Source organism: Thiobacillus thiophilus (assembly GCF_055378705.1).
In genome coordinates, this window is record NZ_AP042404.1 from 975938 (window position 1) to 1002557 (window position 26620).

General features: G+C 64.5%; 22 protein-coding genes. 3 read left to right on the forward strand and 19 right to left on the reverse strand.

Annotated features, from left to right (window positions below; translation table 11 throughout):
• Positions 1 to 5: 5 nt before the first annotated feature.
• On the reverse strand, positions 6 to 317 hold the full coding sequence (gene rplU / locus ACZ41T_RS04720) for a 50S ribosomal protein L21 (protein WP_464923321.1): 312 nt from the start codon (positions 315 to 317) through the stop codon (positions 6 to 8).
• Between the two features lie 292 nt (positions 318 to 609).
• On the opposite strand from rplU, the gene ACZ41T_RS04725 reads away from it, so the two are divergent.
• Entirely contained in the window at positions 610 to 987 is a 378-nt protein-coding gene (locus tag ACZ41T_RS04725) for a hypothetical protein (protein WP_464923322.1), read from the forward strand.
• Between the two features lie 114 nt (positions 988 to 1101).
• On the opposite strand, the gene ACZ41T_RS04730 is transcribed toward ACZ41T_RS04725, so the two are convergent.
• The 4 genes from ACZ41T_RS04730 to ACZ41T_RS04745 form a co-directional block, all read right to left on the reverse strand.
• Positions 1102 to 1668, reverse strand: a complete 567-nt coding sequence (locus ACZ41T_RS04730; protein WP_464923323.1) for a hypothetical protein — start codon at positions 1666 to 1668, stop codon at positions 1102 to 1104.
• A 16-nt stretch (positions 1669 to 1684) separates the two neighbouring features.
• Positions 1685 to 4504, reverse strand: coding sequence for a phosphoenolpyruvate carboxylase (gene ppc, locus ACZ41T_RS04735; protein ID WP_464923324.1), 2820 nt, complete (start codon positions 4502 to 4504; stop codon positions 1685 to 1687).
• A gap of 71 nt (positions 4505 to 4575) precedes the next feature.
• Positions 4576 to 8529 (reverse strand): phosphoribosylformylglycinamidine synthase, encoded by a 3954-nt coding sequence (gene purL / locus ACZ41T_RS04740; RefSeq protein WP_464923325.1) that lies wholly within the window; start codon positions 8527 to 8529, stop codon positions 4576 to 4578.
• A 28-nt stretch (positions 8530 to 8557) separates the two neighbouring features.
• A complete protein-coding gene (locus tag ACZ41T_RS04745) occupies positions 8558 to 8800 on the reverse strand; it encodes a DUF3330 domain-containing protein (RefSeq protein ID WP_464923326.1) in 243 nt (80 codons plus the stop codon).
• A 105-nt stretch (positions 8801 to 8905) separates the two neighbouring features.
• Between ACZ41T_RS04745 and ACZ41T_RS04750 the strand changes: the two genes are divergently transcribed.
• Together ACZ41T_RS04750 and ACZ41T_RS04755 are read left to right on the forward strand one after the other, a co-directional pair.
• Positions 8906 to 10357, forward strand: a complete 1452-nt coding sequence (locus ACZ41T_RS04750) for an NAD(P)H-hydrate dehydratase (protein WP_464923327.1) — start codon at positions 8906 to 8908, stop codon at positions 10355 to 10357.
• Positions 10358 to 10482: 125 nt separating this feature from the next.
• A complete protein-coding gene (locus ACZ41T_RS04755) occupies positions 10483 to 12474 on the forward strand; it encodes a putative bifunctional diguanylate cyclase/phosphodiesterase (RefSeq protein ID WP_464923328.1) in 1992 nt (663 codons plus the stop codon).
• A gap of 53 nt (positions 12475 to 12527) precedes the next feature.
• On the opposite strand, the gene galU is transcribed toward ACZ41T_RS04755, so the two are convergent.
• The 14 genes from galU to ACZ41T_RS04825 form a co-directional block, all read right to left on the reverse strand.
• Complete coding sequence (gene galU / locus ACZ41T_RS04760; protein WP_464923329.1) at positions 12528 to 13397, reverse strand: UTP--glucose-1-phosphate uridylyltransferase GalU; 870 nt, start codon at positions 13395 to 13397, stop codon at positions 12528 to 12530.
• A 25-nt stretch (positions 13398 to 13422) separates the two neighbouring features.
• Positions 13423 to 15498: an NAD-dependent DNA ligase LigA gene (gene ligA, locus ACZ41T_RS04765; RefSeq protein ID WP_464923330.1), complete on the reverse strand. Its 2076-nt coding sequence runs from the start codon at positions 15496 to 15498 to the stop codon at positions 13423 to 13425.
• The gene (locus tag ACZ41T_RS04770; RefSeq protein WP_464923331.1) at positions 15498 to 16682 is read right to left on the reverse strand and encodes a cell division protein ZipA; all 1185 of its coding nucleotides are present in this window, start codon (positions 16680 to 16682) and stop codon (positions 15498 to 15500) included. Before ACZ41T_RS04770 ends, ligA begins: the two co-directional genes overlap by 1 nt.
• On the reverse strand, positions 16675 to 17019 hold the full coding sequence (gene ftsB / locus ACZ41T_RS04775; RefSeq protein WP_464923332.1) for a cell division protein FtsB: 345 nt from the start codon (positions 17017 to 17019) through the stop codon (positions 16675 to 16677). Before ftsB ends, ACZ41T_RS04770 begins: the two co-directional genes overlap by 8 nt.
• Complete coding sequence (eno, locus tag ACZ41T_RS04780) at positions 16997 to 18280, reverse strand: phosphopyruvate hydratase (protein WP_464923333.1); 1284 nt, start codon at positions 18278 to 18280, stop codon at positions 16997 to 16999. Before eno ends, ftsB begins: the two co-directional genes overlap by 23 nt.
• Before the next feature lie 37 nt (positions 18281 to 18317).
• Entirely contained in the window at positions 18318 to 19160 is an 843-nt protein-coding gene (kdsA, locus tag ACZ41T_RS04785; RefSeq protein ID WP_464923334.1) for a 3-deoxy-8-phosphooctulonate synthase, read from the reverse strand.
• Positions 19157 to 20824: a CTP synthase gene (locus tag ACZ41T_RS04790; protein ID WP_464923335.1), complete on the reverse strand. Its 1668-nt coding sequence runs from the start codon at positions 20822 to 20824 to the stop codon at positions 19157 to 19159. Before ACZ41T_RS04790 ends, kdsA begins: the two co-directional genes overlap by 4 nt.
• An 88-nt stretch (positions 20825 to 20912) precedes the next feature.
• Positions 20913 to 22187 (reverse strand): c-type cytochrome biogenesis protein CcmI, encoded by a 1275-nt coding sequence (gene ccmI / locus ACZ41T_RS04795; RefSeq protein ID WP_464923336.1) that lies wholly within the window; start codon positions 22185 to 22187, stop codon positions 20913 to 20915.
• Positions 22184 to 22663 (reverse strand): cytochrome c-type biogenesis protein, encoded by a 480-nt coding sequence (locus ACZ41T_RS04800; RefSeq protein ID WP_464923337.1) that lies wholly within the window; start codon positions 22661 to 22663, stop codon positions 22184 to 22186. The genes ccmI and ACZ41T_RS04800 overlap by 4 nt, the downstream gene beginning before the upstream one ends.
• A complete protein-coding gene (locus ACZ41T_RS04805) occupies positions 22660 to 23181 on the reverse strand; it encodes a DsbE family thiol:disulfide interchange protein (protein ID WP_464923338.1) in 522 nt (173 codons plus the stop codon). The genes ACZ41T_RS04800 and ACZ41T_RS04805 overlap by 4 nt, the downstream gene beginning before the upstream one ends.
• Before the next feature lie 3 nt (positions 23182 to 23184).
• Positions 23185 to 25164, reverse strand: a complete 1980-nt coding sequence (locus ACZ41T_RS04810) for a heme lyase CcmF/NrfE family subunit (protein WP_464923339.1) — start codon at positions 25162 to 25164, stop codon at positions 23185 to 23187.
• 75 nt (positions 25165 to 25239) lie between these two features.
• Positions 25240 to 25686: a cytochrome c maturation protein CcmE gene (gene ccmE, locus ACZ41T_RS04815; protein WP_464923340.1), complete on the reverse strand. Its 447-nt coding sequence runs from the start codon at positions 25684 to 25686 to the stop codon at positions 25240 to 25242.
• Positions 25687 to 25711: 25 nt separating this feature from the next.
• Positions 25712 to 25885, reverse strand: a complete 174-nt coding sequence (gene ccmD / locus ACZ41T_RS04820) for a heme exporter protein CcmD (RefSeq protein WP_464923341.1) — start codon at positions 25883 to 25885, stop codon at positions 25712 to 25714.
• Complete coding sequence (locus ACZ41T_RS04825; protein ID WP_464923342.1) at positions 25882 to 26616, reverse strand: heme ABC transporter permease; 735 nt, start codon at positions 26614 to 26616, stop codon at positions 25882 to 25884. Before ACZ41T_RS04825 ends, ccmD begins: the two co-directional genes overlap by 4 nt.
• Positions 26617 to 26620 lie beyond the last annotated feature (4 nt).

Below are 26620 nucleotides of genomic sequence, written 5' to 3' on the forward strand. Positions count from 1 at the left end.
GTTCCTTATGCGGTAATGCCGCCGATTTGCACTTCGGTGAAGTGCTGACGATGGCCCTGGCTCTTGCGATAATGCTTGCGGCGGCGCATCTTGAAAATCTTGATCTTGTCGCCGCGGGCCTGGTTCAGCACAGTGGCCGTAACTGCGGCACCGCGCAGCAAGGGCGCACCCATTTTGATGTCGGCACCATCGCCTACCATCAATACCTGATCAAAGGTGATCTCGCTGCCGATCTCGCCGTCCAGCTTTTCAATTTTAAGTTTGTCACCGGCGCTCACGCGATATTGCTTGCCGCCGGTTTTGATGACTGCGTACATGGGGGGTCTCCAACCAATACGAACCCAGGAAAGCGCAGAAGTTTATCGGCGATGCCGGAACAAGTCAAACCATTTGACAGGCTATTTGAATACACAGCTCGCGCACATGCCCCGCATACATCCCAAGTTCCGCGATTGAATTCACCCAGAACCCGTAAGCACCGCGGCGCGCCTTGATCTTCGATAGAGTGCCGTTATCGAGACGCTCACCTCTGCCAAAGCCCGGCAGTGGGCGCGGCTATGCGGCATCGGCCTGCGTCAACCCGCCGGTGCTCATGCTCACCGGCGGCGGATGCCGCCGGCGACTGGGCTGCGCCGCACCGGTGCGGGCGCGGGGCTGAGCGGCCTTGATCGCATCAACCGGCGCATCGTCGCCACCCGTATCCGCCAGACCGGTACGACCGCGCACTTCACCTGCAAAGGCGAGGTGGGCTACATGCCCATGGTCGGCCATTTGGCTGAAGCAGGGGTTGTCATCCACGTTGCCCCCGCCACGCAGAACCGCGAATTCATCCGTGCCTGCGAAGCACGGCGGCCCAGGGGACACCGTATTGCGCATGTACGCATTGATTCGGCAGGCTGCCAGGCAGACCTCTTCAACCACTGCAAAGACCACGGACAAAGCTTCGCGCTGGGCGCTGCCTCGTCCCAACCGCCAATTTTGGTTTGATGACGGCAGTGGGCTTATTTGTTGGCCAGATGTTCGTGTTGCTGCTGCTGCCGGCACTGCTTCCAATCAGACAATGTGTTGCCGATGCCTGCTTGCGCAAGCCGCCCAAGGTCGTCAAGGCACCGTGATCTTCAGTGTGTCGAACGCGTCGCTGAACAAGCCCACCTCGTCGCCCGAGGCGAACTGCCAGCCTTCCAGGTGGCCAAAATCTGTTCTGGACTTCGGGTCCAGTTCGAGCTGGAAGCGCTTGACGGTCGACAGCGTGGGGTTGCGCACGGCCAGTACCACACTGAGATAACGATCACTGGTGTTTTCGATCATCGCAACCAGGCCCTGGCCCAGCATCGACGAGCGAAAGCCGACCACCACCGGCAGCGCGGGCCTGGCCGTTTCCCGCGCCTGCTGGGCATCGGATTCCTTGTAGGCCAGCTGGGTTTTGAGCTGCTCGATTTCGCGCAGGCTGTCGGTCAGCTGGTTGCGCGTTTCGATCAGATAGCGCTCGGCCTGCTGGCGGGTTTCGACTTCCTTCGACAGGCGCCGCTTCACCTCTTCAAGGTCGACATTGAGCATGAAGGCATACAGCGCCAGCCCGCACACCAGCACCAGCAGCACGACATTCACGGCAATGGAGACGACCAGCCCGCGCCGCTTCGGCTGAGTGGGAGAAGGAATGATCGCCATCGCGTCGCGCCCGTGCTCAGCCGGTATTGCGCATTCCGGCGGCAATGGCATTGATCGACCGCTTCAGCGGTGTCAGCCAACTGTCCTGCTCGGATTCCAACACGCTGTCGGTGCGGTAACGCTTCAGCATCAGCACCTGAATGTGGTTGATGGGATCGATGTAGGGGCGGCGGCGCGAAATCGACAGCGCCAGCGACGGATTGTCTTCCAGCATGGTCTCGATCTGCGCGACCTTTTTGACGCCGGCCACGGTGAGCGCGAATTCGTCCGCAATCGTGCGGTAGATCGTCATGGTGTTGGGGTGATCGCACAGGCGCGCATACTCCTCGGCGATTTCCATGTCGGCCTTGGTCAGCGACATCTGCACATTGGATAGCAGACTGCGGAAAAACGGCCACTCGCGACACATCGCCTGCAGATGCGCGAGACCGTCCGGCTGGCGGTCGATGAAGCCCTGCAACGCGCTGCCGATGCCGTACCAGGCGGGCAGCGTATGGCGCGACTGCGCCCAGCCGAATACCCACGGAATCGCGCGGATCGACCCCAGCGAGCGGTCGGCCTTCTTGCGGTGCGACGGCCGGCTACCGATATTGAGCAGGCCGATTTCGGTGACCGGCGTGCTCTCGTAGAAATAATCGATGAAGCCCGGCGTGCCGATCAGGGTACGGTAGGCGGTCTCGCCCGCCGCCGCGATGTCGCGCATCCAGTCGAGATAGTCCGGCGGGTAATGCACTTCGCAGTTCGCCAGGGCGGTGGCGCTGGCCTTCAGGAGGCCGGTGACGCCCATGCCGATTTCGTAGTTGGCGGTTTCCGGGTTGCTGTACTTGTAGTACAGCATCTCGCCCTGCTCGGTGAACCTGATTTCGCCGTTTACGGTGCCGGGCGGCTGCGACAGGATCGCATCGTGGGTGGGGCCGCCGCCACGCCCGATAGTGCCGCCCCGCCCATGGAACAGGCGGCATTCGACGCCGTGCTGCCGGGTCAGCGCGATGATGGAAAGCTGCGCCTGATAGAGGTTCCAGTTCGACGCCAGGGTGCCGCCGTCCTTGCACGAATCGGAATAGCCGAGCATGACTTCCTGGCGGTTGCCGTCGGACGCCACCAGCGCACGATAGACCTTGTTGGAAAACAGCTGGTCGAGAATCGCCTGGCTGCGCTGCAGGTCGTCGACCGTCTCGAACAGCGGCGCCACCAGAATGCGGCAGAACCACGCGCGCCCGTTGTGGCCGCACAGGCCCACCAGCCGCGCCAGCAACATCACTTCCATCACGTGCGAGGCGCTGTGCGTCATCGAAATCACATAAGTGCCGAAGACCTCGTCGCCGACTTCGATCTTCAGCTTGATCATGCGCCGGAACACCGCGAGCGCCTCGCGCGCCTCGTCGTCGAGCACGGCATCGTTTACCCCGATCGGGCCGATATGGCCGATCCACGCCGCCAGCCGCTGCAGCCGCTCGGCTTCCGCCGCACCGGCGTAGTCGAAATCGGGGTCGATCTGCTGCAATACTGCGATGACCGTGCGGGTATGGACGGTCGACTCCTGGCGGATGTCGAGCTGCAGCAGATGGAAACCGAAACTCTCGACCAGCCGGATCAGCGCCTGCAGGTCCTGCATGGCGACGATGCGATCGCCGTGGCTGATCAGTGAATCGCGCAGCAGATAGAGATCGTCGAGGAAAGCGGCGGCGTTTTCGTAGGCCAGATCCGAGAGGAAGCCCGGCACGTCGGCCAGACACTGGTGGATGTAGGACAGGTTGGCATCCAGCCGCGCCAGCATCATCGCCGCCATGCGGCGGTAGGGTTCGCGGCTGTAGATCTGCACCGCGGTGCCGCGGAAAACCTGTTCGCCGTATTCCGCCTCGTATTCCCGCAGGCGTGCCAGGAAGGGCGCCGAAGGCATGCACCAGTTGCTGCTGTGGGTGAGCGTCTTCCGCAGCTTGAGCAAGCGCGCACGGTATTCGTCAAGCGCTTCCTGCATCTGCCGGTGCACCGTCCATTCGGTGACATCCGCCGTCACAAACGGGTTGCCGTCGCGGTCGCCGCCGATCCACGAACCGAACCGGATAAAGCTCGGCACGCTAACCGGCGCGACGCCCTCGGCGTTCACGCCGTAATGCTTGCGCAGCGCCCGCTCGAAGTGCTCATACGCCTTTGGCACCGCTTCGAACAGGCTTTCCCGCACGTAATACAGGCCGTTGCGTACCTCGTCGCGCACTTCCAGCTTGGCGCTGCGCAGTTCGTCGGTACGCCACATCACCTGGATTTCGGCAGCCAGTTGCGCTTCCAGTTGGCGCTGGTCGTTCACCCCCAGCGTCTGGCTGTACATCTGGTCGCAAATCAGGAAAACCCGCCGCACCCCTTCCATCACCGCACGGCGGCGCGCTTCAGTGGGGTGCGCGGTGAACACCGGTGCGTAGTGCAGCCGGTCGAGCATGTTTTGCAGGGTGGTCACCGAAATGCCTTGCGCCTTGAAATCGGCCAGGGTGTGGTCGAACGAGCCCTCCCACAGTGCCGTGCCGTGCGACAGCATGCGGCGGCGGTTGCGGTGGGCGAAGCTTTCTTCCGCCACGTTGACCAGCATGAAATAGCTGGAAAAGGCTCGCACCACCAGTTCGACCTTGCTGGCAGGCATGGCGTCGATGATCGCCATCAGCTCGGTGCGGCGCTGCTGGTCTTCCTGCTGGTGCAACTCGGAAAAACCGCGCCGCAGGGTCTCCACCGCATCGAATACGTCCTCGCCGGCGAACTGCAGCAGCACCTGGCCCAGTAGAGTGCCCAACAGTTTGACCTGCGCGCGCAGGTGGTCGTCAGTCAGGAGATTTCCGGGTGCGTTCATGATGAGGAATCAGCCCGGCACAGCGGGTTTCAGTGGGGCAAAGCGCGCTATTTTCGCATAGACGACGTGTATCACCCAACCGCGCGCCGCGCGTTGCGAAACATCCGCAGCCACGGGGCGGCGCCACTCATGCCTTCCGGTTTCCACGACAGCTGCGCGGCGCGGAACACGCGCTCCGGATGCGGCATCAGGATGCTGAAGCGGCCGTCCGCGGTGGTGAAGCCGGTCAGCCCGCCGGGCGATCCGTTCGGATTCAGGGGATAGACCTCGGTCGGCGCGCCGCGATGGTCGACGTAGCGCAGTGTGGCCTGCGCCCGGGCGGCGTGCGCGGGGTCGCGGAAAGTAGCCAGACCTTCGCCGTGTGACACCACGATCGGCATCACCGATCCGGCCATGTCGGCGAAGAAAAGCGACGGCGAGGCCAGCACTTCGACCAGCGCGAAGCGCGCCTCGAACTGCTCCGACAGGTTGCGCTCGAAACGCGGCCAGGCAGCCGCCCCGGGGATCAAGTCGTGCAGCTGGCTCATCATCTGGCAACCGTTGCAGACCCCCAGTGCGAGCGTGTCGGCGCGGTCGAAGAAGGCCGCGAACTGGTCGCGCGCGCGCGGGTTGAACAGAATCGACTTGGCCCAGCCGCCGCCTGCCCCGAGCACGTCGCCGTAGCTGAAGCCGCCGCACGCCACGAGCCCGGTGAAGTCGGCCAGGCTGGCCCGGCCGGACAGGATGTCGCTCATGTGGACGTCGACCGCGGCAAAACCGGCCGCGTCGAACGCCGCAGCCATCTCGACCTGGCCGTTGACGCCCTGCTCGCGCAGCACCGCGATGCGCGGGCGCTTGCCGCTGGCGATGAAGGGCGCGGCGATATCGGCGTCGACATCGAAGCCCGGCGCATAGCGCAGACCGGGGTCGGCAGCATCGGCATGTTGCGCGAACTCCTGCTCAGCGCACGCCGGGTTATCGCGCAGCTTCGCCATTTCGTAGCTGGTGCGCGCCCAGGCGGTTTGCAGCGCGGTACGCGCCTCGTCGAAGAACACCTGCTCGCCGCGCACCAGGCGCAGGCGGTCACATGCATTGGGCTGGCCGATCACATGGAATTCACCGCGCAGGCCGGCATCCATGAAGGCCTGCAGCACCGCCTGCGTGTCGCCACGCCGCACCTGCAGCACCGCGCCGGCTTCCTCGTTGAACAGCACATTGAAAATGCGCTGCGAGACCTCGCCCGCGCTTGGCAATTCCGGTTCCGGCAGGCCTGCGTCCTCGACCTCGTGGCGGATCTGGTCGAGACACAACTCGTACACGTCAAGATCCACCCCGCAATGCCCGGCAAACGCCATTTCGACAAGGGTGACGAACAGGCCGCCGTCGGAGCGATCGTGATAGGCCAGCAGCATGCCGGCCACGTTCAGCGCCTGCACGGTGTCGAAGAACGCGATGAGCGCAGTGGGCTCCGGCGCATCCGGGCAGTCGTTGCCCATTTGCTTGTAAGCCTGGGCAAAGCTCGATGCGCCGAGGCGGTTTTTGCTCAGCCCCAGGTCGATCAGGACGAGGTCGGTGTCACCGGCGTCGGTGCGCAGTTGCGGCGTCAGGTGCCGCGTCGCGTCGGGGGTGTTGGCGAACGCCGAAATCACCAGCGAGATCGGCGAGGTTACCGCCTTCTGCTCGCCGTCAGCCTGCCACACGGTCTTCATGCTCATCGAGTCCTTGCCGACCGGGATGGAGACGCCCAATGCCTGACAATACTGCGAGACCGCCGCCACGGTATCGAACAGCGCGGCGTCCTCGCCCGGATGGCCGGCGGGCGCCATCCAGTTGGCCGACAGCTTGACCTCGCCCAGGCTCTCCACGCGCGCGGCGGCGAGGTTCGCGATCGCCTCGACGACCGCCATGCGCCCCGATGCGGGCGCATCGATCAGCGCCAGCGGCGCCTTCTCGCCGATGGAAAACACCTCGCCGTGCGTGGTTTTATAGCCCGCCAGCGTGACGGCGCAATCGGCCACCGGAACCTGCCACGGTCCCACGCATTGGTCGCGCGCGGTGAGGCCGCCAACACTGCGGTCGCCGATAGAAATCAGAAACATCTTCGACGCCACCCCCGGCATCGCCAGCACGCGGTAGGCGGCGTCCTTGAGATCGATGCCGTCCAGCACCAGCGGCGCGAGCGCGCTCGCCCGATGCGTGACGTCACGCGTCATCTTCGGCGGTTTGCCGAGGATCACATCCAGACTCACGTCGACCGGCGCATTCTCGAAATGGCTGTCGGTCACCAGCAGGTGGTTGTCCTCGGTGGCTTCGCCCAACACCGCAAACGGACAGCGCTCACGCTCGCAGAGGGTCTGGAATTCGGCCAGCCGCGCGGGCGGGATCGCCAGTACGTAGCGCTCCTGCGCCTCGTTGCACCAGATTTCACGCGGCGACATGCCGGATTCCTCCGACGGCACCGCGCGCAGTTCGAAGCGGCCGCCGCGGCCGCCGCCGTGCACCAGTTCGGGCAGTGCATTCGACAGGCCGCCGGCACCGACATCGTGAATCGACAGGATCGGATTGGCCTCACCCAGCTGCCAGCAGCGGTCGATGACTTCCTGCGCGCGCCGTTCCATTTCCGGGTTGCCGCGCTGCACCGAGTCGAAATCGAGGTCGGCGGCGTTGGCGCCGGTGTCCATCGACGACGCCGCGCCGCCGCCGAGGCCGATCAGCATGCCGGGGCCGCCCAGCTGGATCAGCAGCGTACCAACCGGCAGCAGCTTCTTCTCGACATGGTCGGCGCGGATGCTGCCGACGCCGCCCGCCAGCATGATCGGCTTGTGGTAGCCGCGCCGCTGCCCGGCGACCGTTTCTTCGAAGGTGCGGAAATAGCCGGCCAGGTTGGGGCGGCCGAATTCATTGTTGAACGCCGCCGCACCGATCGGGCCTTCGAGCATGATCGCAAGCGGCGTGACGATGCGATCCGGCTTGCCGTAGACGCCGGCTTCCCACGGCTTCTCGAAGCCGGGAATATTGAGGTTGGACACCGAGAATCCGCACAGGCCAGCCTTCGGTTTCGAGCCGATACCGGTCGCGCCCTCGTCGCGGATTTCGCCGCCGCTACCGGTAGCCGCGCCCGCGAAGGGCGAAATCGCCGTCGGGTGGTTGTGCGTTTCCACCTTCATCAGCACATGGGTCAGCTCGCTACCGTAGGCGTAGCCGCCGGCGGCGCGCGGGTAAAAGCGGTCGATGGTCGCACCTTCGATCACCGACGAATTGTCGGAATACGCCACCACCGTGCCTGCGGGATGGGCGGCGTGGGTGTCGCGGATCATGCCGAACAGCGTTTTCGCCTGCGCCGCGCCGTCGATCACCCACGAGGCGTTAAAAATCTTGTGGCGGCAATGCTCGGAATTGGCCTGCGCGAACATCATCAGTTCGACGTCGGTGGGATTGCGCCCGATACGGACGAAATTCTCCACCAGGTAATCCAGCTCATCGTCCGATAGCGCGAGGCCGAGCTCGCGGTTGGCGGTCTGCAGCGCCGGGCGGCCGCCGCCCAGCACGTCGACGCGGGCCAGCTCGCGCGGCGGCACGTGGCGGAACAGTTGTTCCACGTCAGCCAGCGTCATCACCGCCTCGGTCATGCGGTCGTGCAGGAGCGGCAGCAGACGCGCCGTCGCCTCGGCCGACAGCGGCCGACCGGTCGCGTCCAGGGCATGGAAGGCCACCCCGCGCTCAATCCGCCCGAAGCCGGCGAGGCCGCAGTTTTTCAGGATATCGGTCGCCTTCGACGACCACGGGGAGAGGGTGCCGGGGCGCGGCGTAACGAGGATCAGCGGGTCGTCCGCGGTGGGTGTGGCGGTCGGCGTGCCGTAATCGAGCGCCTGCTCGACCAGCTGCATTTGCGCGGCATCGAGTGCGGCGTCCGCTTCCAGGAAATGCCAGTGACGCGCAGCCAGCGCGCCCAGGCTCAGGCCCAGTTGCGCAGCCTCGCTGCGGATTTTATCAAGACGGAACGAAGACAGCGCGGCAGCGCCGGGAAGCGAAACAATGACAGACATGTGCGCCTTTGCGGAACGGGCAAAGGCGCTATTTTAGCTGATCGGAGCCCTTCTCCGGACCGGCTTGCCGGCGAATGGCGGCCTGCTTTCGCCAGGCTTCGAGGCAGTCGAGGCCGCAAAAATGATGGACATAGTCCTGCGCATCCGTCACGTTGACCGAATCGGCCGGCACTTCCTTCAGACAGACCGCACAGCTAAGCGTGGTGCAGCTTTTTTCGTCGGAACATTGCACCACCGGCGCGCCCGCCGGGTTGTGGTGTGGGCTATTCATATGATATTCCTCGGATCACCAGACGTTTTCAGTTTAAGCCAATCGCACGACTTCAGCCATGGCATTAAGATGTCGGCGATACCGCCGAACCGGATACTTCACAGCATGGCCGACCCTGAACGCCCCGCCCATCCCGCCGCTTGCGCCCCCCTGCCGGTCGCACCCCGCACCCTCGTCTCCCCGCCGCTGTTCACGGCTGCCGCCATGCGCGAAATCGACCGGCAGTGGGCGGCCCGCCACCCCGCCGCCTCATTGATGGCGAGGGCGGGCGCGGATGCGGCCGAACTGGCCGGCACGCTGGCCAGCGAATCGGGCGCGCCGGTCCTGGTCCTGGCCGGCCCCGGCAACAACGGCGGCGATGCCCTGGTCGCCGCGCGCCGGCTTACGGCGCAGGGATTCCGCATCGACGTCGTCAGCCGCGCCGACCCCGCCCGCCTGCCGCCGGATGCCGCCTGCGCCTGGGCCGGCTGGCGCGAAAACGGCGGCACGATTCTGGCAAACATCCCGCCGTTGCGGCGCTACAGCCTGGTCATCGACGGCCTGTTCGGGCTGGGGCTGCAGCGCGATATCGGCGGCGAAGACGCGCACTGGATCGAGCAGGCCAACGAAATGGACTGTCCGAAACTCGCGCTCGACGTGCCGAGCGGCCTCGACAGCGACAGCGGCCGCATCCGTGGCATCGCCCTGCGCGCCGACCACACGCTGACCTTCATCGGTCTCAAGCCGGGTTTGTTCACCGCCGACGGCCCGGATTACGCCGGCCAGTTGCACCTCGACCTGCTCGGCGTCGATCCGGCCGACCTGCCCGCCGCGCCGGGCATCGCGCTGACGCAGCTGGAAAGCCGCCACCGCCTGCCCGCGCGCGTCCAGAACAGTCACAAGGGCCTGTTCGGCCATGTCGACATCGTCGGCGGCAGCCACGGCATGGTGGGCGCCTGCCTGCTCGCCGGGCGCGCCGCGCTGCGGCAGGGCGCAGGCAGCGTGACCTTGGGCGCGCTGGACGAGCGCGTCGTGGTCGATTACGGCGAACCGCGGCTGATGTTCGCCGTGCCGGAAAACCTGGTTGGCCGGCATCCGGGCGTGCTGGCGGTCGGCCCCGGGCTGGGCCAGGGCGCCCGCGCGCACGCCTTGCTGGAAGCGGCACTGACGGCGCCCTGCCCGCTGGTGCTGGATGCCGACGCGCTGAACCTGCTGGCCGGCAGCCCGGAGCTGGCCAACCGCGCCGCCCGCCGCAGCCACCCCACCCTGCTCACCCCGCATCCAGGCGAAGCCGCGCGCCTGCTCGGCGTGAGCGGGACGGACATCCAGGCGAACCGCATCGAGGCCGCGCAGCGCCTGAGCGCGCAGTATCACGCGCATGTCGCACTCAAGGGCGCCGGCACCGTCATCGCCCACCCCGACGGCCGCTACGCCATCAACACCAGCGGTGGACCCTGGCTCGCCCAGGCCGGCTCGGGCGACCGCCTCACCGGCATGGTGGCCGCGCTGCTGGGTCAGGGAATGGCCGCGGGCGATGCATTGGAAGCTGCGGTGTGGCTTCACGGCAACCCGGCCTGAAAATTACTCAAGGCTTTGCGAACCCACGCGATCATTAAAGTATATCGACCCCATGCCGATATGAATGGTTGAGGCCACATCCCATTCTCACTTATGGTTTTCCGACTATTGCAGATGCTGAGTCAATGAAGAAAAACTCCCAACATCTGGGAATCGGCGTCCGCATCGGGGGCGGTTTTGTCATCGTGCTTGCCCTGATGGTCGCGCTCAGTGCGATCGGTCTGCGTTATGTAGCCGAAGCCAACCAGCGCCTGAAGGACATCGCCCAGACCAATAACGTCAAGATCGAACTCGCGACAGAGATGCACAGTGCGCTGCGTGAGCGCGCGATCTCCATGCACACACTCCCCAGCATCGTCGATGCCTTCGAGAAGGATGACGAGATCCAGCGCTTCAATGCCCAGGCCACTCGCTACGCCAAGGCGCGCGTCCGTCTTGAGAGCATGCCGCTCAGCCCGCAAGAACGCGAGATCCTGGCAAAAATCTTCGAAATGACCCGTGAAGCGGGATCCGAAGTGCAAGCGGTCGTGGACAGGTCCACCTTTATCGACGACCCGGCAGACGTCTTCGAATGGATACGCAATGTGGCGATGCCGCGGCAAAACGCCATCGCCGAACAGGTCAACCTCATGCTCGACCTGCAGCGCAGTCAGACAGCCGCTGCGGTGCAGGATGCGGAGAACTCATTCTCCCGCGTGCGCAGCCTGATGCTGGGGCTGGGTACCACGGCACTGCTGACAGGAATAATGATTGCCGGCTTTGTCGGCCAACGGGTGACGCGCCAGGCCAGGCAGCTCGAAACCCAGGCCATGTATGACCTGCTGACCGGCTTGCCCAACCGTTCGCTGTTGCATGACCGGCTCCAGCATGAGATCGGCTTGTCCAAACGCGAGCATGCGTCGTTTGGCGTGGTACTGATGGATCTGGACCGGTTCAAGGAGGTCAACGATACCCTCGGCCATGATGTGGGCGACGAAGTCCTGCGTGAAGTCGGGTGCCGCTTGAAGGAAGCGATGCGCACCGAGGACATGGTGGCGCGTTTGGGCGGGGACGAGTATGTCTTGCTGATACGCAACCTGGAACCAGAAGACACCGCATTGATCGCAAACAAGATTTTTGCCGCTCTGAACAAACCCTTTTACTGGCAAAACCAGAGCATCGACCTCGGCGCAAGCCTGGGACTGTCGTTTTATCCGTCGCAGTGCGACGACGCCAGCGCCCTGCTGCGGTGCGCCGACATCGCGATGTATGTGGCGAAGCGCTCCGGCCAGGGCTATGCGCTGTATTCCCCGGATCAGGAGCACACCAGTCGCGACGATCTTTCGCTCAAGAGCGAGTTGCGCGAAGCCATCCAGTCGAACCAGTTGAGCCTGTACTACCAGCCGCAAATCGACCATCGCAGTCAGCGCGTATCCGGCCTCGAGGCTCTGGTGCGCTGGAATCATCCGTCGCGCGGTCTCCTCGCACCCGACCAGTTCATCCCCCTGGCGGAAGATGCGGGACTGATCGCCCCCCTCACCCACTGGGTGCTGAAGACCGCGCTGGCACAGCTGGTGGCCCTGCAGAAAAAAGGCTACGACCTGACCATGGCAGTCAACCTCTCCGCGCGCAACCTGTACGACATGGAACTGCCCGCCAGCATTCTCGCCCTGCTTGCCGAGAGCGGCGTGGCCCCGCAAGACCTCATCCTCGAAATCACCGAAAGTGCGGTGATGACCAATCCCAGCGACGGCCTGACCATCCTCAACGAGCTCGACCGCATGGGCGTGACGCTCGCCATCGATGACTTCGGCACCGGCTACTCCTCGCTCGCCTACCTCAAGCGCCTGCCGGTGGACGAACTGAAAATCGACAAGTCCTTTGTGACGGATATGGAAGAAAACGATAACGACGCCGTGATCGTGCGCTCCACCATCGACCTCGCGCATAACCTGGGCCTCAAGGTCACCGCCGAAGGCGTGGAAACCCAGGGCGCCTGGGACCTGCTCGAGATCCTCGGCTGCGATAATTCACAGGGGTACTTCATGGGCAAACCTATGCCGGCGGAAAAGCTGGAAGCATGGCTGCAGGCGACGGCGTGGTCCGGGGTTTGGATGAACGCACTTGCCGCACGCTGAGTGCGCGTCAAAAGCGCGCATCAAGTCCCGTCGAACAGGCGAGTCCCGGAAATTCAGCAAACGTTCTTTTTCAGGTATGCCGCGAAGTCTTCGCTGACCTCGCTGTGCTTCAACGCATATTCAACCGTCGCCTGCAGATAACCCAGCTTGCTGCCGCAGTCGTAGCGGACGCCATCGAAGGCATAGGCCAGCACCTGCTGTTCCTTCAGCAGGGCGGCGATGGCGTCGGTCAGTTGCAGTTCGCCGCCGGCGCCGGGCTTGAGGTGCTGGATGTGGTGGAAAATTCGCGGAGTGAGGATGTAGCGCCCGACCACGCCGAGATTGGACGGCGCATCTTCAGGCTTGGGTTTTTCGATGATGGCGTTCACCCGCGACACATGCTCGGCCAGAGGGCTGACGTCGACGATGCCGTAGGACGCGGTTTCCTCGGGTGCCACCTGCTGCACGCCAAGTATCGAGCACTGATAGTAGTTGTACTGGTCGGTCATCTGCTTCATCACCGCCGGGCTGCCGTCGAGCAGGTCGTCGGCGAGGATGACGGCGAAGGGTTCGTTGCCGATCACCGGCTGCGCGCACAGTACCGCGTGGCCGAGCCCCAGTGCTTCGGCCTGGCGAATGTAGATGAAATTGACGCCGGGCGGGCGAATCGACTGCACCAGTTCCAGATCGCGATTCTTGCCGCGCGCGGCCAGTTCGGTTTCCAGTTCGTAGGCCTTGTCGAAGTGGTCTTCGACGGTGCGCTTGGTGCGGCTACTGATGAAGATGATGTCGGTAATGCCGGCCTCCATCGCCTCTTCGACCGCATACTGGATCAGCGGCTTGTCGACGATGGGCAGCATTTCCTTGGGGCTGGCCTTGGTGGCCGGCAGAAAACGGGTGCCCAGACCGGCAACCGGAAATACGGCTTTCTTTACTTTTTGCATGTCTCTTCCCTGTAAGTCATTTGATTCAAAAATCTAAAGCGTGCTGCCCGGCATTGTTGTTCGATGCCAGCAAGGCCAGCAGCCCGACCTCGTCCAGAATGGCCACGCCGAGTTCCTGCGCCTTCACCAGCTTGCTGCCGGCTTCCTCGCCGGCCACCACGTAGTCGGTTTTTTTCGATACCGAGCCGGCTACCTTGCCGCCCGCGGCCTCGATTTTTTCCTTCGCGGCATCGCGCGTCAACGTCGGCAGCGTGCCGGTCAGCACCAGCGTCTTGCCGGCAAGGATACCTGCCGATTGCTGCATGCCGGCAGAATCCACCCAATGCACGCCGGCGGCGCGCAGTTTCTTGACCACCTCCAGGTTATGCGGCTCGGCGAAAAACTGGAGGATGGACTGCGCCACGATGGGGCCGACATCGCGCACCGCGAGCAGTTCGACCTCTGTCGCATCGATCAGGCGGTCCAGCGAACCGAAGTGCTTCGCCAGGTCCTTGGCGGTGGTCTCCCCGACATTACGAATGCCGAGCGCAAAAATGAAGTGGGCCAGCGTGGTGACCTTGCTGGCCTCGATGGCCGCGAGCAGATTGGCTGCCGACTTTTCGGCCATGCGCTCCAGCCCGGCGAGCGTCTCCAGCGTCAGGCCGTATATATCGGCGGCCGTGCGCACCAGACCGCGATCGACCAGCTGGTCGACCAGTTTATCACCCAGGCCCTCGATATCCATCGCGCGGCGACCGGCGAAATGCAGCAGCGCCTGCTTGCGCTGCGCCGGGCAAACCAGGCCGCCGGTACAGCGCACCGCCGCCTCGCCTTCCAGCCGCACCACATGCGAGCCGCATTCGGGGCAGACGGGATAGGTTTGCAGGATACTGAAGCGCGGCGGCTCCGGCTGCGGACGACGCTCCATCACGACGGCAACCACTTCGGGGATGACATCGCCGGCGCGCCGCACGATCACGGTATCCCCGGCGCGAACGTCCTTGCGGTCGATCTCGTCCTGGTTGTGCAGGGTGGCATTGGTCACGGTAACGCCGCCGACGAACACCGGGGCGAGGCGCGCCACCGGGGTCAGCGCGCCGGTGCGTCCCACCTGCACCTCGATGCCGAGCACGGTGGTCAGCTGTTCCTGCGCCGGAAACTTGTGCGCCACCGCCCAGCGCGGCTCGCGCGTGAGAAAGCCCAGCTCGCGCTGCAGGTCGAGACGGTTGACCTTGTACACCACGCCGTCGATGTCGAACGGCAACTGGTCGCGGCGTGCAGCGATGTCATCGTGAAATGCGATCAGTGCCGCTGCACCCTGGCCGGTAATACGCTCGGCGCAGACCGGCACGCCGAGTGCGGCCAACGCGTCGAGCATCCCGCTGTGGGTGGCCGGTATGCTCCAGCCCTGCACCTCGCCCAAGCCATAAGCAAAGAAGGACAGCGGGCGCTGCGCGGCAATTGCCGGATCGAGCTGGCGGATGCTGCCCGCCGCGCCGTTGCGCGGGTTGACCAGGGCCGGCTTGCCGGCTTCGCGCTGCTTTGCGTTGTAGCGCTCGAAATCGTCGCGCCGAATGAACACCTCGCCGCGCACTTCCAGCACGGCAGGCGGCGATTCGGCATTCAAACGCAACGGAATGGCTTTCACGGTACGGATATTCTGGGTGACATCCTCGCCGGTTTCGCCGTCGCCGCGCGTAGCGGCCTGCGCCAGCACGCCGTTTTCGTAGCGCAGGTTGATGGCCAGGCCATCGAATTTCAGCTCGGCGGCGTACTCGACCGCCGGGTCGGCGTCGGACAGTCCCAGCTCTTTGCGCACCCTCGCATCGAAGGCACGCGCGCCGCTGGCCTCGGTGTCGGTTTCGGTGCGAATCGACAGCATCGGCACCGCGTGAAGCACCTTTGGAAACGCATCGAGCGGTTTGCCGCCGACGCGCTGGGTAGGCGAATCGGGGGTGATGAGTCCGGGATGCTCGGCCTCGATGGCCTGCAGTTCACGGAATAGCCGGTCGTATTCCGCATCGGGAACCGTCGGCGCGTCGAGTACGTAGTAGGCGTGGTTGTGGCGCTCAATTTCCCGACGCAGCGCGGTGACGCGCGCCAGGACATCGGTCGACGCCATCAGGAAAACAGACGCAGCGCCCGCCGGGATCCGGATGGCACGCCGCGCGCTTCCATACGTTCATAGATCTGCGCGAGCTGGGTGCGGATTTTCTCGATGCCGCTGTCGGTCAACGGACGCAGGTTATCGTCCACCAGAATACCGCCGACTTCGCTGGCAAGCTTGCGGCCGAACGCCACCATGCCGTCGAACACCTTGATGCCATCCGGTACGCGCGGCACGTCGAACTGCAGGGTGACCCCCTGCGAGGTCTGTCCCTCGATCGCCGTGGCGCTGAACGGCTCGGCATCATGGTTGCACAGGGCATAGAGCGGCTCGCCGCGGCTGTCGAGTAACTGGAACACGCCGTCCACACCCAGCGCCATGCCGCTGCTCTCTGCCTGGTGCACGATGCGTGTCAGGTTCACCGCGCCCTCGCCACGCGCCACCACATTGAGGCCGATCAGGACGTCGACGTCGACACAGAAGCGATCGATCGCCTGTGCACGTTCGATCGCTTCCGCCACATCGCCACAGGCGATACGCAGGCCATGCGTTTGCGCCGTGTTTTGCAGCATGGCGCAGAGGGCCGAGAGCTGATCTTCCTGTACCGCGCCGTTGCGGTCGGCCAGCTGCATGGTAACCACCACCTGTTGATAATCCACGTCGCGCCAGGGCTGGATCTCTTCCCATTCCGCCGCGCCGACCGGCAGGCCCGTCCAGCGCACCGCCTTGCCCAGGGTACGTGCGTGGCTGAAGGCATCGGCAAATACGTTCGCCCGCACGCCATCGCTGCCGATGCGGACACGGTATTCGATCAGCTCGTCATAGGGCGCGGCCGCCGGCGACACGGCAGGGCGCGACGGAATGGGCGGCGCAACGGAAGATGCCGTGCGCAGGGCGGGCGCCGCATCCTCAGGCGATGCGTGCGACGCAGGCGGATGCGCGGGTTCGATCTGCAGATAGGGCTCACCGGCTTCGTCCTGTTCGTCGGCCTCGATGACGGGCTCATGCAGCGCGGGCTCGACCCGCATGTGCGTTTCGCGGGGCGCCGCACCAGACTGCATCAGGGCATCGCCCGCCGGCGTCTGAAAAGCTGCGTCGGCCTGTTTCCGGAAGCGGCGCTCCTGGACCCAGTTGAACAGCATCACCGCCGCCACAATGACCGCGCCAATCACCAGCAAGCCGATTTGTAAATCACTCATTTACTTTTCCAGACTGAACGGATTGGGCGGACACCACGCGAACGAACCATTCGTCCGGCGCAATCATGCCCAGTTCATTGCGCGCACGCTCTTCGATGGCGTCGCGTCCCTGCTTGAGATCACCGACCTCGGCCAGCAGGCCGGCATTGCGGGTTTGCAAACGCTGGTTCAACACCTGCTGGGTGTCGATCTTGTGCGCACGCTCACGTACTTTCAGCCATCCGCCCTCGCCCAGCCACAGCGGATATTGCAGCAACACGATCGCAGCAGCCAGCGCCCAGGTCAGCCCACGGCTGCGTATGTGCGCGATCCATTCAGCCGCGCTGGCGGAAAGCATCGCGTCCGGGGTAGCTCGCCGTGTCGCCGAGCTCTTCCTCGATGCGCAGCAGCTGGTTGTACTTGGCCATGCGGTCGGAACGCGACAGCGAGCCGGTCTTGATCTGGCGCGCGTTGGTGGCCACCGCCAGATCGGCAATCGTGGTGTCCTCGGTCTCGCCCGAACGATGCGAGATCACCGACGTGTAGCCGGCCTGCTTGGCCATCTCGATCGCCAGGAAGGTTTCCGACAGGGTGCCGATCTGATTGACCTTGATCAGGATCGAGTTGGCGATGCCCTTGTCGATGCCTTCCTTGAGGATTTTCACGTTGGTGACGAAGAGGTCGTCGCCCACCAGCTGCACCCGGCGGCCGAGCTTCTCGGTGTGTATCTTCCAGCCGTCCCAGTCGCCTTCGGCCATGCCGTCCTCGATACTGACGATGGGATACTTGTCGCACCAGGCCGCCAGGTAATCGGTAAACGCGGCCGAGGTCAGTTTCAGGCCTTCGGATTCGAGGTGGTAGAGACCGTCCTTGTAGAACTCGGTCGCGGCACAATCGATGCCGATGGCGACGTCGATCCCGGGTTGCAGGCCGGCTTTTTCGATCGCCTGCACGATCAGCTTGAGCGCCGCCTCGTGCGACTCGAGGTTGGGCGCGAAGCCGCCCTCGTCGCCGACGGTGGTCGCCATGCCGGCGTCATCGAGCAGCTTTTTCAGCGCGTGGAAGACTTCCGCACCGTAGCGCAAGGCCTCGCGGAAGCTGGGCGCACCGACCGGAATGATCATGAATTCCTGCATGTCGATGTTGTTGTTGGCGTGCGCGCCGCCGTTGATGATGTTCATCATCGGCACCGGCAAGGCCATCGGCGCGGCGCCACCGAGATAGCGGTACAGCGGCAGGCCAGCCTGTTCGGCGGCAGCGCGCGCGCACGCCATCGACACCGCCAGCAGCGCATTGGCGCCGAGGCGCGACTTGTTCTCGGTACCGTCGAGATCGATCATGGTCTGGTCGATGAAGGCCTGATCCTCGACATCGAGGCCGATGATGGCTTCGCAGATTTCGGTATTGATGTGCTCGACCGCTTTCAGCACGCCCTTGCCAAGGTAGCGCGACTTGTCGCCGTCGCGCAGCTCGATCGCCTCGCGGCTGCCGGTGGATGCGCCCGAGGGCACCGCGGCACGGCCCAGCACGCCGGATTCCAGCAGCACGTCGGCTTCAACAGTGGGATTGCCGCGGGAGTCGAGAATTTCCCGTGCGATGACATCGATAATTGCACTCACTTTGTTTCCTCAAAATTCAATTTTTATCCTTCGCGGATCAGGTTTTCATCACTTTGTGTTCGATAAAACCGCGCTGCTTCACCAGCGCGTCGATTTCCTTCAGCGTTTCCAGCAGTTCCTTCAGCATGCCGAGCGGCCAGGCATTGGGGCCGTCGGACAGCGCGCATTCGGGATTCGGGTGCGTCTCCGCAAACACGCCTGCCACCCCGGCTGCGACCGCCGCGCGTGCCAGCACCGGAACGAATTCGCGCTGGCCGCCACTGGTCGTGCCCTGCCCGCCCGGCTGCTGCACCGAATGGGTGGCGTCATAGACCACCGGGCACTGCGTGGCGCGCATGATCGCCAGGCCGCGCATGTCGGACACCAGGGTGTTGTAACCGAAGGAAACGCCGCGTTCGCACACCATGATCTGGTCGTTGCCGACCTCGCGTGCCTTGTCGACCACGTTCTGCATATCCCACGGCGCGAGGAACTGGCCCTTCTTGATGTTGACCGGAAGCCCCTGGCGCGCGACGTTCTGGATGAAATTGGTCTGGCGGCAGAGGAAGGCCGGGGTCTGCAGCACGTCGACCACGGCGGCCACTTCGGCGAGCGGCGTGTCTTCGTGCACGTCGGTCAGCACCGGCACGCCGATCTGCTTCTTGACCTCGGACAGGATGCGCAGGCCCTCCTCGATCCCCGGCCCGCGGAAGGACTGGGTCGACGAGCGGTTGGCCTTGTCGAACGAGGACTTGTAGATGAACGGGATAGCCAGCGCCGCGCACATCTCCTTCAGCTGACCGGCGGTGTCCATTGCCAGCTGCTCGGATTCGATCACGCAGGGACCGGAAATCAGGAACAGCGGATGCTCGATCCCGGCTTCGAAATGACAGAGTTTCATGCGGATTCCTGTTGCTGCGCTGGCGCAGTTCCAACCGTGGCCTGATGCGCCAGCGCCGCCTGCACGAACGCAATGAACAGCGGATGGCCGTTGCGCGGGTTGCTGGTGAATTCGGGATGGAACTGGCAGCCGATGAACCAGGGATGAACCGAAGTCGGCAGTTCGACGATTTCGCACAGGTCGGTGCCCGGCGCGCGTCCGGCAACGACCAGGCCCTTCGCTTCGAGTCCGGCCAGCAGCGTGTTGTTGACCTCGTAGCGGTGGCGGTGGCGTTCGATAATGCTGGCTGCGCCATACACCTCGCGTGCCAGGGTGCCGTCCTTCAGCTCGCAGGGCTGGCCGCCGAGGCGCATGGTGCCGCCCAGGTCGGACTGATCGCTGCGCTTTTCGACCTGGCCGCCACGGTCCAGCCATTCGGTGATGAGACCGATCACCGGATGCGAAGTCGCCGGATCGAACTCGGTCGAGTGGGCATCCGTCATGCCGGCGACGTTGCGCGCGTATTCGACCACCGCGAGCTGCATGCCCAGGCAAATGCCCAGATACGGCAGCTTGTTTTCGCGCGCATAGCGGATGGCGGCAATCTTGCCTTCGACCCCGCGCTTGCCGAAACCGCCGGGCACCAGGATCGCGTCCATGCCCTTGAGGCAGTCGATGCCGGATGTCTCGATCTGCTCGGAATCGATGTAGTGGACCTTTACCCGGCTCCTGGTGTGCATGCCGGCGTGGATCATCGCCTCCGACAGCGACTTGTAGGATTCGGTGAGGTCGACGTACTTGCCGACGAAAGCGATGTTGACGGTGTGCAGGGGGTGCTCCAGCGCATGCACCAGGTTTTTCCACACGCTCAAATCGGCGGCGCGCGCCAGGATCTTCAGCTTGTGGCAGACGATCTCGTCGAGCATCTGGTCGTGCAGCATCGCCGGAATCTTGTAGATCGAATCGGCGTCCAGTGCCTGGATCACCGCTTCCGGGCGCACATTGGTGAACAGCGCGATCTTGCGTCGTTCATCGACCGGGATTTCGCGATCGGCGCGGCACAGCAGGATGTCGGGCTGGATGCCGATTTCGCGCAGTTCCTTCACCGAATGCTGGGTCGGCTTGGTTTTCAGCTCGCCTGCGGTCGCGATGTAGGGCAACAGGGTCAGATGGATGAAACAGGTGTTTTCAGGACCGTCCTCAAAGCCCATCTGGCGGATGGCCTCCAGAAACGGCAGCGATTCGATATCGCCCACGGTGCCGCCGATTTCTACCAGCGCCACGTCGGCGCCCTCGGCACCCGCGCGAATCGAGCGCTTGATCTCGTCGGTGATGTGCGGGATGACCTGCACCGTGCCCCCGAGGTAATCGCCGCGGCGCTCCTTGTCGATCACCGATTTGTAGATCTGGCCGGTGGTGAAATTGTTGCGCCGGCTCATCCGCGCGCTGGAAAAGCGCTCGTAATGACCCAGATCGAGGTCGGTTTCCGCACCGTCGTCGGTCACGAACACCTCGCCGTGCTGGAACGGGCTCATGGTGCCGGGATCGACGTTGATGTACGGATCGAGCTTTAACAGAGTGACACGGATACCGCGCGATTCAAGCAGCGCAGCAAGAGAAGCGGAGGCGATCCCTTTCCCGAGGGAAGAAACCACTCCACCGGTGACAAACACATACTTCGTCATTTTATGAGCGGGGACGGGTGATGGCGGATTCTACTTCATCCCATCCCGCGGCTCAAATTCGTGGCCGGCTTTATACTTGCGGCCCGCCTCAAGGCCGGGTCTGATCGATCATGATTTTCACCCCGCTCGCACCCACCTTCACGTTGGCGACCGTGCCCTCCAGATCGCCCGGCTGGGCCATTGGGTTGCCGGATTTTGAAAGGCGGGCCACCAGTGTCACCTGCCTGTGCTGCGAGAGCGTGTTGCCGGGGTTCATCGCCGTGCTGTCGTCCAGTTCGAATTCCAGCGGAAGCTGGCCGGCGCTGGCACGGATCGCAGCAACCGGCGGACCGCCCGGGCCCGAACGCGCGAACAGAAAAAGCACGTCCGTATCCGCCAGCCCGGACTTGAGCGCCGGGGCGACGTCAACGCTGCCGCGGATGGCGGCGCCCGTAGCAATCGGCGCCGTCCTGTCGGCTACGGGAGGCGGGGCGGGCAGCCCGGGCACGCCCGACTGGGCCAGTCGTTCGGCTTCCTGCTGCGCGGCCAGGATGTCCTGGGCATAGGGCGATTCCGGTGGCAGCAAGCCGTGCATGCGCTTCAGGTAGGCGCTGGCCTGGGCAAAGTCGCCTTCCCGAAAGGCATTGATTCCGGCCAGTTCCAGCGCCTTCATGTCTTCGGGGTCGATCTCCAGCGCCTGCCGCACCAGTTCCATTGGCTTGCCCGTCAGCGTAAGGTTGCTGGTAATCGCCAGGGCCTCGGCATAGCCGGACAGTACCGAGGCTTCCCGCGGCAACAACCCGGCCGCCTTTTCGAAAGCCTGCAGGGCCTTGGGCCACTGCTCCGTCGCCGCGTAGGACTTGGCCAGCATGGCCCACGCCTCGCCGTCATCGGGATTGGCCTGGGTCTTTTCTTCCACTTTCCGGATCAGGTTCATGAAATCACGCTCACCCGCGGCGCCGGCCATGGCGGATTGGGCCATACCGGTTTGTGCATCGGCAACCAGGGACGCGGGGCTGCCCAGCCAGAAGTAAAGGGCGAAAGCGGCAACGGGCAGAACGGCGCCCAGGGTATAACCCAGCCTGCGGCTGCCGACGCGGCCGGGTTCGGGAGCATCGTCCGGGGTCAGGGCATCGTCGGCCAGGCGGGCTTCCAGTTCCCGCTTGGCGCTTTGGTACTGCGCATCGGAAAGCAGGCCGTTGGCGCGGTCGGCTTCCATTTCCTTCATCTGGTCGCGGTAAACAGCGATATTGACGTCGCGCCGGACCGCCTTGCCTGCCCCGCCCCGCCCACGCAGCAGTGCAGGCAGCACGAAGGCCAGGGCGATGACGACGCAGACGACGGCGGCAATCCAGAACAGGGGTACAGTCCAGAGTGGGTTCATTTTTCTTCCAGAAGTTGAGCGGCAGCGGCGAGTTTTTTCTCGTCCACCGGGGCGGCCTGAACGTTGCGGCGACGGCGCAGCGTCATGACCCAGGCGCCGCCGCCGATGCCCAGGAACAGCACCGGCCCCAGCCAAAGCAGATAGGTCACCGGCTTGAACGGCGGCCGATACAGCACGAAGTCGCCGTAGCGTTCGGTGAGGTAGGCGATCACCTCGCGGTCGTCCTTGCCGGCCTTCATCTGCGTGCGGATCTCGCGCCGCAGGTCTTCCGCCAGCTCGGCGTGCGAGCCGGCCAGCGATTCATTCTGGCAGACCAGACAACGCAGGTCTTCCGCCAGATTGACCAGGCGCTGCTCGATGACGGGGTCTTCCGCATTGGGCAGCGCCGCCTTCGGCGCCGCTTCATTGGCGAACGCAGGCAGGGTAATCGCCAGCAGAAAGGCCAGCAGGACAGACTTGATGCAACCGGATTTCATGCGCCCAGCTCCTTGAGTTTCGGTTCGAACTTGGTCTGCCATACGTCAGGACCGATCGGACCGATGTGCTTCAGCCGCACGATGCCCGCCTGGTCGATGATGTAGGTCTCGGGCGTGCCGGTGACGCCGTAGTCGATGCCGACGCGGCCATCGAGATCCTCCGGCACCGCCACATAGGGGCTGCCGGTGCGCGCGAGCAGCGCTTCCGCCTCGCGCGCCTTGTCTTTCCAGTTGAGGCCGACGATGGGAATGCGGCCGCTCTGCGTCAGCTGCATCAGGAAACCGTGCTCCTGGCGGCACGATACGCACCAGGGCGCCCATATGTTGAGCATCCAGACCTGGCCCTTCATGTCGGCCGGACTGAAGGTGGCGCTCGGGTCACCCACCAGCGGCAGCGTGAAGGCAGGCGCCACGCGGCCGATGAACGGCGAAGGCACTTCGCGCGGGTTGAGGAACAGGCCCTTGGCGAAAAAGCCGACGAGGACGACGAAGAGGACAAGCGGTAGCCAGCGCTTCATGATTCAGGCCCCCTGCGCCGCGAGGTTCTTCGGCACTTCGCTGCGCCTCAGCGCGAAGCGGTAGCGCTTGTCGGAGGCCGCCATGAACCCGCCCGCCACCATGAACAGGGCACCGAACCAGAGCCAGTTGATGAACGGCTTGTGGAACAGGCGCACGGTCCAGGCGCTGCCCTGGTCGTCGAGCGGCTCGCCCATGGCGACATAGATGTCGCGGAAGATGTTGGGGTGTACCGAGGCTTCGGTCATTCCCATGCCGGTTGCGTTGTAGGTGCGCTTCTCCGGGTGCAGCGTGGCCACAGCCTTGCCGTTCTGACTGACCTCCACGGTGCCGCGGGCGGCATGGTAGTTGGGGCCTTCGTGCCCGGTAGTGCCGCGGAAGACGAAGGTGTAGCCGGCGAGTTCGGCATAACTTCCCACCTCCATGCGCACGTCGCGCTCGCTCGAATAGTTGGCGACCACGGCGATGCCGGCGACGCCGACGGCCATGCCGAAGTGCGCCAGCTGCATGCCCCAGAAACCGCGCGGCAGCGTCGCCAGTTTCTGCAGCAGGCCGCCCTGGCCATGTTTGAGCCGGTCGATGAACGCCACGGCCACCGCCAGGGTGATCCAGGCGGCGAGAAAGAAGCCCAGGCTCGCCCAGGCATTGAAACCGTCCAGCGTCAGCGGCAGCAGCAGGCCGACGGCGAGCGCCACACCGAACGCCCACTTCAGGCGGGTGACCATGTCCGGCAGGCTGGCTTCCTTCCAGCGCGCCAGCGGACCCACGCCCATGAGGAACAGCGCCGGCGCCATCAGCGGCACGAACACCGCGTTGAAATAAGGCGGGCCGACGGAGATCTTGCCCAGCCCCATGGCGTCCATGAACAGCGGATACAGGGTGCCGAGCAGCACCGAGCCCAGGGCCGCGATCAGGATCACGTTGTTGGCGAGCAGGAGCGACTCGCGCGAGAACCAGGTGAAGCCGCTGCCGGTGACCATCTTCGGCGCGCGCCACGCATACAGTGCCAGCGAGCCGCCGATCACCACCGCGAGGAAGCCGAGGATGAAGGCGCCGCGCGCCGGGTCGGTGGCGAAGGCATGCACCGAGGACAGCACGCCGGAGCGCACCAGGAAAGTGCCGAGTAGCGACAGCGAGAAGGCGATCAGCGCCAGCAGCACGGTCCAGGCCTTGAACGCGCCGCGCTTCTCGGTGACCGCGAGCGAGTGCATCAGCGCGGTGCCGGCGAGCCACGGCATGAACGAGGCGTTCTCGGTGGGATCCCAGAACCACCAGCCGCCCCAGCCCAGCTCGCGGTAGGCCCACCAGCTGCCGAGCATGATGCCGAGGGTGAGAAAAGCCCACGCCACCGTGGTCCACGGCCGCGACCAGCGCGCCCAGGCGACGTCCATCTTGCCAGAAAGCAGCGCGGCGATGGCGAAGGCGAAGGCGACGGCGAAGCCGACGTAGCCCATGTACAGCATCGGCGGATGGATGATCATGCCCCAGTCCTGCAGCAGCGGATTCATGTCGTTGCCGTCCATGGCGGCGGGCAGCAGCCGCTCGAACGGGCTGGAGGTAGTGAGCAGGAAGGCGAGGAAGCCGACCGAGATCAGCCCCATGACGCCAAGCACGCGCGCCGCCATATCCTCCGGCAGGTGGCGCGAGAACACCGACACCGCGGTGCTCCAGAAGGCGAGGATCAGCACCCACAACAGCAGCGAGCCTTCGTGCGAGCCCCAGGTGGCGGTGAGGCGGTAGACCTCGGGCAACTGCGAGAACGAGTTGCGCGCCACGTTCTCGACCGAGAAATCGTTGGTCAGAAACGAATAAGCCAGGCAGGCAAAAGCGACGGCGACGAACACGAACTGGCCCTGCGCGGCGGGTCGCGCCACCGCCATCAGCGTGAGGTTGCCGCGCTGCGCGCCGTAGAGCGGCAGGATGGCCTGGGTCAACGCCAGCAGCAGCGCGACAATCAGAGCGAAATGGCCGAGTTCCGGGATCATGGTAGTTACCTCAAGAAAAACCACGGGGTTCCTGCCGCGGCAGGAACGTTATGCATGAATTGGACCGCACCGCACTCACTCAGCGACCGTGAGTTGCGCCTTCTGCGCCTGCTCGATCGCGCTGGCGGCTTCCGGCGGCATGTAGTTCTCGTCGTGCTTGGCCAGCACCTGGGTGGCGGCAAACAGGCCGCCGGGACCGAGCCGGCCTTCGGCCACCACGCCTTTTCCTTCCTTGAACAGGTCGGGCAGGATGCCGGTGTAGGTCACCGGCAACGACTTGGCGGTATCGGTGACGACGAAACGCGTGGTGAGGCCATCCGCCTCGCGCCGGATGCTCCCTTCCTCGACCAGGCCGCCGATGCGGAAGGCGCGACTGGTCGGCGCCTCCCCGTTGGCGACCTGGGTGGGCGAGAAAAAGAACACCAGATTGCTGTTGAAGGCGTTGAGCACCAGCGCGACCGCCACCCCAAGGACGGCGACGACAAGGACGATCAGGGCGAGTTTTCTGTGACGTGGTTTCATTGTCATGCAGTTTCCAGATGATGGATTATTGCGAATCCCATGATTTCATGCGCTTGAGCCGGCGCCAGACCTGCAGGCGATGGCGGCGCAGCAGCCCGACTTCAGCCACGACGCAGAGCAGCGTCATGCCGAACGACCCCCAGACATAGAGGCCGTAGCCGCCCATGGCCCAGAAGGCTTGCCAGCTTTCCCAGATCATGGCTGTCCCTCCAGTTGGGCGCGCACCCATTCGGTCTGCCGCTCGCGTTCGAGGACCAGCGTGCGGGCGCGCACCAGGCTGACGGCGATGGTGTACATCCAGGCGGCGAGCGCCATGATGAGCATGCCCCAGAGCATGGTCTGCGCCATCGAGGGGGCGCGGGTGAGGCTGACCGAGGAGCCCTGGTGCAGGGTGTTCCACCACTTGACCGAGAAATAGATGATCGGCACGTTGATGACGCCGACCAGGTTGAGCAGCGCACCGGCGCGGTCGGCGCGGCGCGGGTCGTCGATCGCGGCCTGCAGGGCCATGACGCCGACATAGAGGAACAGCAGGATCAGCTCGGAGGTGAGGCGGGCATCCCACACCCACCAGGCGCCCCACATCGGCTTGCCCCAGAACGCGCCGGTCCACAGGGCGACAAAGGTGAACATGGCGCCGGTGGGCGCCAGCGCGCGCGCCATGACAAACGACAGTCGCGTGTTCCAGGCCAGGCCGATGGCCGACCAGAAGGCCATGATGACGTAGATGAACATCGACATCCAGGCCGTCGGCACATGGATGAAAATGATGCGATAGCCCTCGCCCTGCTGAAAGTCGGTGGGCGCAACAAAGAAACTGATGTAGAGCCCTGCAATCGCCAGGATGAATGCCAGCGCCGCAAACCACGGAATCAGTTTCCCGGCCAGGGGGTAGAAGGTCGACGGCGAAGCGTAGTGGTACAAATTCAAATGC

Excerpts from the sequence above, each read along its gene's own strand:
- rplU (WP_464923321.1), bottom strand. The coding sequence starts at position 317 with ATGTACGCAGTCATCAAAACCGGCGGCAAGCAATATCGCGTGAGCGCC.
- ACZ41T_RS04725 (WP_464923322.1), top strand. The coding sequence starts at position 610 with ATGCCGCCGGCGACTGGGCTGCGCCGCACCGGTGCGGGCGCGGGGCTG.
- ACZ41T_RS04730 (WP_464923323.1), bottom strand. The coding sequence starts at position 1,668 with ATGGCGATCATTCCTTCTCCCACTCAGCCGAAGCGGCGCGGGCTGGTC.
- ppc (WP_464923324.1), bottom strand. The coding sequence starts at position 4,504 with ATGAACGCACCCGGAAATCTCCTGACTGACGACCACCTGCGCGCGCAG.
- purL (WP_464923325.1), bottom strand. The coding sequence starts at position 8,529 with ATGTCTGTCATTGTTTCGCTTCCCGGCGCTGCCGCGCTGTCTTCGTTC.
- ACZ41T_RS04745 (WP_464923326.1), bottom strand. The coding sequence starts at position 8,800 with ATGAATAGCCCACACCACAACCCGGCGGGCGCGCCGGTGGTGCAATGT.
- ACZ41T_RS04750 (WP_464923327.1), top strand. The coding sequence starts at position 8,906 with ATGGCCGACCCTGAACGCCCCGCCCATCCCGCCGCTTGCGCCCCCCTG.
- ACZ41T_RS04755 (WP_464923328.1), top strand. The coding sequence starts at position 10,483 with ATGAAGAAAAACTCCCAACATCTGGGAATCGGCGTCCGCATCGGGGGC.
- galU (WP_464923329.1), bottom strand. The coding sequence starts at position 13,397 with ATGCAAAAAGTAAAGAAAGCCGTATTTCCGGTTGCCGGTCTGGGCACC.
- ligA (WP_464923330.1), bottom strand. The coding sequence starts at position 15,498 with ATGGCGTCGACCGATGTCCTGGCGCGCGTCACCGCGCTGCGTCGGGAA.
- ACZ41T_RS04770 (WP_464923331.1), bottom strand. The coding sequence starts at position 16,682 with ATGAGTGATTTACAAATCGGCTTGCTGGTGATTGGCGCGGTCATTGTG.
- ftsB (WP_464923332.1), bottom strand. The coding sequence starts at position 17,019 with ATGCTTTCCGCCAGCGCGGCTGAATGGATCGCGCACATACGCAGCCGT.
- kdsA (WP_464923334.1), bottom strand. The coding sequence starts at position 19,160 with ATGAAACTCTGTCATTTCGAAGCCGGGATCGAGCATCCGCTGTTCCTG.
- ACZ41T_RS04790 (WP_464923335.1), bottom strand. The coding sequence starts at position 20,824 with ATGACGAAGTATGTGTTTGTCACCGGTGGAGTGGTTTCTTCCCTCGGG.
- ccmI (WP_464923336.1), bottom strand. The coding sequence starts at position 22,187 with ATGAACCCACTCTGGACTGTACCCCTGTTCTGGATTGCCGCCGTCGTC.
- ACZ41T_RS04800 (WP_464923337.1), bottom strand. The coding sequence starts at position 22,663 with ATGAAATCCGGTTGCATCAAGTCTGTCCTGCTGGCCTTTCTGCTGGCG.
- ACZ41T_RS04805 (WP_464923338.1), bottom strand. The coding sequence starts at position 23,181 with ATGAAGCGCTGGCTACCGCTTGTCCTCTTCGTCGTCCTCGTCGGCTTT.
- ACZ41T_RS04810 (WP_464923339.1), bottom strand. The coding sequence starts at position 25,164 with ATGATCCCGGAACTCGGCCATTTCGCTCTGATTGTCGCGCTGCTGCTG.
- ccmE (WP_464923340.1), bottom strand. The coding sequence starts at position 25,686 with ATGAAACCACGTCACAGAAAACTCGCCCTGATCGTCCTTGTCGTCGCC.
- ccmD (WP_464923341.1), bottom strand. The coding sequence starts at position 25,885 with ATGATCTGGGAAAGCTGGCAAGCCTTCTGGGCCATGGGCGGCTACGGC.